Source organism: Arenimonas sp., assembly GCF_019459675.1.
In the GTDB taxonomy this organism is placed as follows: Bacteria; Pseudomonadota; Gammaproteobacteria; order Xanthomonadales; family Xanthomonadaceae; genus Arenimonas.
In genome coordinates this window covers 1-7,021 of record NZ_JAIBFH010000395.1, presented here as the reverse complement: position 1 = coordinate 7,021, position 7,021 = coordinate 1, and the positions used below count along the sequence as shown (strand labels likewise).

7 protein-coding genes are annotated in these 7,021 nt (G+C 71.1%); all 7 read right to left on the bottom strand.

Going from position 1 to position 7,021, the window contains the following annotated elements; all coding sequences use genetic code 11:
* Positions 1 to 28: 28 nt before the first annotated feature.
* Positions 29 to 931 (bottom strand): glycosyltransferase family 2 protein, encoded by a 903-nt coding sequence (locus K0M70_RS13105; protein WP_290782658.1) that lies wholly within the window; start codon positions 929 to 931, stop codon positions 29 to 31.
* Positions 928 to 1,770 carry a class I SAM-dependent methyltransferase gene (locus K0M70_RS13100; RefSeq protein WP_290782657.1) on the bottom strand — a complete coding sequence of 281 codons (843 nt, stop codon included), beginning with the start codon at positions 1,768 to 1,770 and terminating at the stop codon, positions 928 to 930. Before K0M70_RS13100 ends, K0M70_RS13105 begins: the two co-directional genes overlap by 4 nt.
* A gap of 9 nt (positions 1,771 to 1,779) precedes the next feature.
* Positions 1,780 to 2,637, bottom strand: a complete 858-nt coding sequence (locus K0M70_RS13095; RefSeq protein WP_290782655.1) for a glycosyltransferase family 2 protein — start codon at positions 2,635 to 2,637, stop codon at positions 1,780 to 1,782.
* Complete coding sequence (locus tag K0M70_RS13090) at positions 2,634 to 3,824, bottom strand: ABC transporter ATP-binding protein (protein ID WP_290782653.1); 1,191 nt, start codon at positions 3,822 to 3,824, stop codon at positions 2,634 to 2,636. The genes K0M70_RS13095 and K0M70_RS13090 overlap by 4 nt, the downstream gene beginning before the upstream one ends.
* The gene (locus K0M70_RS13085) at positions 3,821 to 4,591 is read right to left on the bottom strand and encodes an ABC transporter permease (RefSeq protein ID WP_290782651.1); all 771 of its coding nucleotides are present in this window, start codon (positions 4,589 to 4,591) and stop codon (positions 3,821 to 3,823) included. The genes K0M70_RS13090 and K0M70_RS13085 overlap by 4 nt, the downstream gene beginning before the upstream one ends.
* A 1-nt stretch (position 4,592) precedes the next feature.
* Positions 4,593 to 6,788, bottom strand: coding sequence for a type II secretion system secretin GspD (gene gspD, locus K0M70_RS13080; RefSeq protein ID WP_290782648.1), 2,196 nt, complete (start codon positions 6,786 to 6,788; stop codon positions 4,593 to 4,595).
* Positions 6,789 to 6,797: 9 nt separating this feature from the next.
* Positions 6,798 to 7,021: hypothetical protein (locus tag K0M70_RS13075; protein ID WP_290782646.1), on the bottom strand; the 224-nt coding region annotated here is incomplete at its 5' end.

Sequence of the window (7,021 nt, the reverse complement as noted above, 5' to 3'; positions counted from 1 at the left end):
CCCCCCCCCCCCCCACCCCGTTCTTTTTTTAGCGGCGGGTGCGCCAGCGGGCGCGGGCGGCCGCGACGGCGAAGTGTGACCAGAGGCCGCACCACAGCACGGGCGTGAGCCACGACGGGGTGTCGTTGGCTTCGAACTTTTTAAAGTACCGCCACAGGCCGCGGTGCTTCTGCCATTCGACCCAGGCGGGTCGGCGGCGGCTGGACACGCCGCGCACGTGGGTGACGCGCAGGTCGTTGGCCACCACCACTTCATAGCCGGCTTCGCGCACGCGGCGGCACAGGTCCAGGTCTTCGGCGTGCAGGCGGTAGCCCTCGTCCATGCCGTCCAGGTGCGCGTACAGGCCGGTAGGCAGCAGCATCAGTGCGCCGGATACGGCGTCCACGGGCTGCAGCTTGAGCGCCGGATCGGCGCCCAGGAAGAGATTCTCGCGGCGCCCCAGGCCCGACAGCTGGTCGCGCAGCGAGGGATCGGCGCGGCGCGAGGCCAGGTCCACCGTGCCGGCTTCGTCCACCAGCTCCACGCCCAGCAGGCCGGCGCCGGCGCGTGCGGTGGCGTGCGCCACCAGGCGCGACAGGGTGTCACGCTCGACGTAGGCGTCGGGGTTCACGAACGCGATCCACGGCTGCGACACGGCCGTGGCGCCCTGGTTGCAGGCCGCCGCGAAGCCGCGGTTCTCGTCGTTGCGCACCAGCGTCAGGCGCGGCTCGCGCAGGGCCATGCGCTGCACGAGATCGGCGCTGTCATCGGGCGAGGCGTTGTCGACCACGATCACCCGCGCCACGTCGCGCGCCGACAGCAGCCGCACCAGGCACGACTCCAGGGTTCTGGCGCTGGCGTAGGAGACAACGATGACGCCGATGTCGCGCGCGCTGAAGTCGCGCGCGCCGTTGTCGCCCGTCACCGGGAAATCGTGGGTGGTGTTGCTCACGCTCCGCCCCGCAGTCGCGCCAGCTCCGCCTCGAGGTGGGCGATGTGCGCCGCGGCCGCGCGGTTGCGGGCGATCTCGGCGCGATAGTCGGCATAGACGCTTTCCGCCGCGTCGCCGAACAGCGACAGCGCAGGCAGGGATGCCACCGTGGCCTCGTCGTGCGCACACGCCGCCAGGTAATACATCGGCGCCGGCCCGACCCCGTCCACCAGCCGATCGTCGGCCGCCAGCGTGCTGGCCTGGGCTCCGCCGCCGCTGCCGTCCAGCGACCACAGCACCGACTGGAACAGGTTCTTCTGGCCGTACAGCCTGCGCGCGGGGAACCGCGAAGAAAGCAGCGTCTCGAACTCTTCGCGATAGAGCTCGCGCACATGGTGCGGATTCACCTGGCCGGTGAGATCGGTGTAGGTGCGCCTGTCGGGCGTGGACACCAGCAGCAGCCCCCCCGGCGCCAGCAGGCGCGCGAAGCCGTCCAGCATCCGTTCCTGGTCCCGCACGTGTTCAAGCGTCTCGAAGCTCAGGATCACGTCGAAGCTGGCGTCAACCCAGGCGTCCAGCGCCGTGGCGTCGGCCTGTTCAAAGCGAAGGCCCGGGATTCCGGCGTAGCGCGTGCGCGCATGGGCCACGGCGTCGGCACCGATGTCCAGCCCCAGCACGTCGCCGCCCGAGTGCGCCATCAGCGCGCTGCCGTAGCCTTCGCCGCAGGCGGCGTCCAGCACGCGGCGCCCCGGGGCCAGCGCGCGCGCAAAGGCGTAGCGGTGCCAGTGCTCGGTGGCGATTTCCAGCGCGCACTCGGGCGTGTAGCGCTCGCCGGTGAAGGGAAGGACGGGATGTGCCATGGCCAAATGCTAGCCGAACAGGTCGCGCTGCGGGCCCGACGCCGCCAGCGCCTGGATGCGCTCGAGCAGCCGCTGGCGGAAGGGCGCCAGCGGATCGGCCATGATGAAGCGGGCGATTCGCTCGTTGTAGTCGGGCCATCGCGCCAGCAGGCGCGCGAGGTTGTCGCCACCCGGCGCCAGGTCCAGCGGCGCGAACGAAGCGCCGCCCACGTGCACCACGTAGGCCGTCTCGCACAGCACGTTGCGCCAGCCCATGGCGGCCGCGCGCAGGCAGAAATCATTCTCTTCGCCATAGCCGCGGCCAAAGGTCTCGGCGTCGAAGCCGCCCAGCTGGCGCAGCGCCGCACGCCGCACGTACATGCAAAAACCCACCGCCGTCGGCAGCTCGGGATACTGCGCGGGCATCAGCCCGGCGGCGGCCTCGGCGATCGCGTCGGGATGTTCGGGCGCCGGGTTGTCTTCGCAGAAGCGGGGGAACGAACAGATTTCGGCATTGTTCGACCACGGGGTGATGGTGGCGATGCGCGGATCGCTGGCGGCGCAGCGCGCCAGCTGCGGCAGCCAGCCAACGGTGGCCAGCGTGTCGGAGTTGAGCAGCACCACGTCGTCGTCCCCCGTGTCGGCGAAGGCGGCGTTGCAGTTGGCGGGGAAGCCCAGGTTGCGGTCGCGGCGCACGTGGCGCGCAGACAGGCGCGTGCGCTGGCACCAGCCCTCGACCAGGGGCGCGATGCGCGGGTCGCTGGAATGGTCGTCGGCCACCAGCACGCGGGCGCCCTCGGGCAGCGTGCGGTCCAGCGAAGCCAGGCAGGCATCCAGCACGTCCAGCGCGTTGTGCACCGGCACCACCACGGTCGGCAGCGCGCTCATTGGCCGGGCTCCAGCCAGCGGTGCGGCATGCGCACCAGGCCGTATTCGCGCGCCTGGCCGGTAACGCTGACCTCACGGTCCAGGGTGTCGAACAGGCGCAGGCCCTCCGTGTCCAGCGCGCTGGCCCGCAGGCGGTAGCTGCCGGGCAGGAGCGGCAGCGCGTCAAAACACAGGCGGAACAGGAAGCGCCCATCGCCCAGCGCCTGCGCCGGTACGCCGTCCATTTCCGAACTCACGCCGTAAACCGGCGTGCCGTCGGCGCGCACCCACCCGTTGAGCATCACCGGCGCACGCCCGTCGCGGCTTCGCAGCACCACTTCCTGCACCAGCGGCCCGCCCGCGGCCACCGCCACGGCACCGGCACCGGCCATTCCGTTGATGGTCACCGATTCCACCGAGTACTCCAGCTGCGCCAGCGACGCCGCCGCGGCCGGCTCGCCCTTGTGCTTGGCCTCCTGCGCGGCCAGGTAGCGCTGGCTGACCTCGAACACGTCCCCCTGCGCCGCCACGCGGCCCTCGTGCAGCCAGATGGCCCGGCGGCACAGCTTCTGCACGTGGTACAGGCTGTGCGACACCAGCAGCAGCGTGCCGCCGCCGGCCAGGTAATCGTCGAGCCAGCGGATGCATTTGCGCTGGAAGGCTTCGTCGCCCACCGCCAGCACTTCGTCGGTGATCAGCAGCGCCGGCCGCACCGCCGCCACCACCGCGAATCCCAGGCGCACCACCATGCCCGACGAGTAGTGCTTCACCGGCTCGTCGATATAGCTGCCGATGTCGGCAAAGGCCTCGATCTCGGGCATTTTCGCCGCCAGCTGGCTGGCGTCCATGCCGTGCAGCGCCGCCGACAGGCGCACGTTGTCGCGGCCGCTGAGCTCGGGATGGAAGCCCGCGCCCAGCTCCAGCAGCGCGCCCACCGTGCCCTGCTTGCGCACGCTGCCTTCGCTGGGCGTCAGCACGCCGGTGACCAGCTTGAGCAGGGTCGATTTTCCGGCGCCGTTCTCGCCGATGATGGCCAGCGATTCACCCGCGTGCACCTGGAAAGCCACGCCCTCGAGCACGCTCACCACGCGCCTTGGCTTGCGCCCGCGCAGCACGTCCCAAAGCGCACTGACGCGGTCGCCGCGGTGGCCCAGCACCGGGTAGCGCTTGGCCAGGCCCACGGCCTCCACCAGCGGCGACGTGGTCACAGGAAGTCCTCCAGGTGGCTGCGGGCGCGCCGGAAGAACACGTTCGCCAGCAAAAGCAGCGCCACGCCCACCGCCAGGCTCAGGCCCAGCGCCAGCCAGTCGGGCGCGTCGCCCGACAGCGCGCGGCGCACGGTTTCCACCGGCGCCACCAGCGGGTTGATGCCCAGCCACTTGGCCGCGACGGCCGGCATCAGGCTGCGGTCGTAAAGGATGGGCGTCAGGAAGAAGCCCAGCACCAGCAGCTGGCCGATCACCGTGGCGATGTCGCGCAGGAACACCTGCAGCACCGCCAGCAGCCGCGCGGCCGCCAGGGCATAGACGGCCACGACGGCCAGCGCCGCGGCGGTGGCGGGGAGTCCCCAAGGCGACAGCCCGACGCCGAACGCCAGCAGCACCGCCAGCACCAGCAAGAATCCGGCCAGGTCCACCACCACGCTGGCCGCCACGCGCACGTCCACGTACAGCACGTGCGGCACCGCCACCTTGCCGATCAGCGCGGCGTTGTCGGTGAGCGCGGTGACGCCGCGGTTGGCGGCGTTGGCGAACAGGTTCCAGGGCCACAGGCCCAGCGCCAGGAAAGCGGCGTAGGGCAATTCCCCGCCGTGTGCGCGCGCCGGCATCAGCTGCCCGAACACCCAGGCCAGCACCGCCAGCTGCAGCAGCGGCAGCAGCAGCAGCCAGGCGGCACCGAGCAGGCTGCCGCGATAGCGCTCTTCCAGTTCCCGCCGCAGCAGCTCGCGGAAAACGGCGCGCGTTGCCGGCACCATGTCAGCGCTTCGAAGCGGCGGGCTCGGCGCGGATCGGGTCCAGGGCGCGGAAGCGTTCGCCGTACTCGTCGGTGAGCTTGCGGGCCTCGGCCGGGTCGCGGATGACGCGCGGCGTGACCAGGATGATCACTTCCGAGCGGTCAGAGGTGCGCGACTTGGTGCCGAACAGCCCACCCACCACCGGCAGGCGGCTCAGGCCCGGAACGCCGCTGCTGCCCGTGGTGGTGCCTTCGGTGATCAGGCCGGCCAGCATCACGGTTTCGCCGCTCTTGATCGCGGCCTCCGTGATCAGGCTGCGCTTGTTGATCGGCACGTTGCCGGTGGGGTCGTTGGCGCGCGGCGGACCGGGCGAGCTGACTTCCTGTTCGATCTCCATGAACACCGTGCCGTCGCGACTGATGCGCGGGGTGACGGTGAGGATCACGCCGGTGTCGAGGTACTGCACCTGGGTGAAGCTGCCGTTGCCCGAGCCCGGGACCTCGCCGTTGATGGGGTTGAAGCTGGTGGAGTTGACCGGGATCTTGGTGCCCACGTCGAGCTTGGCTTCGGCGTTGTTGCGCACCACCACCGAGGGCGTCGACAGCAGCCGCACGTCCGACGCGTCGTCGAGCGCGGTGATGACGGCCGCCGCATTCTTGCCCAGGAAGGTCCAGCCCACGCCGTCGCCGCCGACGGTTCCGGCGATGTCGCCCCAGATGCTGCGGCCCTGGGCGCTGGGCAGGTCGGCCACGTCCGTGACGGCGTTCTCGAAGAACCAGTTCACGCCGTAGCTCAGCTCACCGGTGAGCTGCACCTCGACCACCTGGGCCTCGATGTGCACCTGCAGCGGCATGGTGTCCAGGCGCTCGATGGCGCGTCGGATCGACTCCCACTGCGCCGGGCTGGCGCGCACCAGCAGTGCATTGCTGGCTTCCACGGCGCTGATGGAAACGTCGTCGTCGTTGCCCAGCGCGATGCCTTCACCGCCGCCGCCGCGATTTCCCGACCCGCTGCTGCCGGCCTGGGCCGCGGCTTCGCGGCCCTTGGCGCCAGCGGCATCAGGCGCGGGCGTGTCGGTGGAACGTATCTGCACCGGCTCCAGGCCCGGCATGATGGACGGCGGGGCGTCGCCCTGGCTGCGGCCGGCCGACGCGCCGCTGGCGCCGCCAAACACCTGGCCCAGCTGGTCGGCCAGGTCGGTGGCCTTCATGTACAGCACTTCGTAGGTGTACAGCCGCGTGCCCTCGCCACCGCCGGCGTCGAGGCGCTCGATCCAGGTCTGGGCTTCGCGCAGGTAGCGCGCCTGCGGCGTGATCACCAGCACCGCGTTCTGCCCCTCCAGCGGCATGAAGCGGAACATGCCCGACACCGGCGTGCTGCCGCCTTCGCCGAACACGCCGTTGAGTTCGTCGACGATCTTGCTGGCCTGCGCCGACTGCAGCGGGAACACGCCCACCGACATGCCCGCCAGCCAGTCCACGTCGAAGATTTCAACGGTGCGCAGGTAGTTCTGCAGTTCGGTGCGGGTGCCGGCCAACACGATCAGGTTGCGGGCGTTGTCGACGCTGACCACGGCGTTCGGGCGCGCGTAGGGTTCGAGCACCTTCTTCATTTCGGCCGCCGAGATGTACTGCAGCGGCACGGCGCGCACTTCGTAGCCGCGGGCGTTGGCGGCAGTGCCGGTACGCGGCGAAAGGTTGCCGGCGATGGCCTGGTCGGTGGGAAGCACGTTGTAGCGGCCGTCGGACCAGACCAGGCGCGCGTTGTTCCAGCCCAGCACCATTTCCAGCAGGCTCAGCGCCTGCGCGGCATTCACCGGACGCGGGGTGGCCAGCGTCACCTGGCCCTGTACGTTGGGCGCGATGACATAGTTCTGCTGCAGCAGGTCGCCCAGGATGGCCTTGACCACCGCGTGCACCGACTCGCCCTCGAAGTTGAACGTGGCCTCGCCGGTGGAATCGAGCGAAGGCGCCGGCGCCGAAGCGGCGCGCTGGTTGATCACCATGCCGGTGCCGGGCGTGAGGCGCGCGCCACCGGGCTGGGCGGCACTGGCGGCCGCGTCGGCCGGCGCGGTGGTTTCTGCGCTGCGCGCTGGCTGCACTCCCGCCAGCGGGTGGGCGCGGCGGCGCCCCGGGGGCGGCGCCACGCGGGCGCAGCCGGAGATGAAAACGATCAGGGCGAGGCCCAGGGCGGGCACGGCGGACGGGAGTCTGGTCATCACTTCACTTTACCTGTTTGCCTTTTCCGAAGCCGCCTGCTCGGCCGCCGCTTCGGCGGCCCGCATGGCGCGCCTGGCTTCAATGCGGCGACGGATCATTTCGACCTGTTCGTCGGGGGTGACGGGCGCCACCGCCGGCGTCACCAGCGCTTCGCCGGGGCCGGGAGTGTCGGTGGCCGGGGTCGCGCCGGGCGCGACCTCAGGCTTGTTGGGTGCGGTGGCGCCCGCGGGGA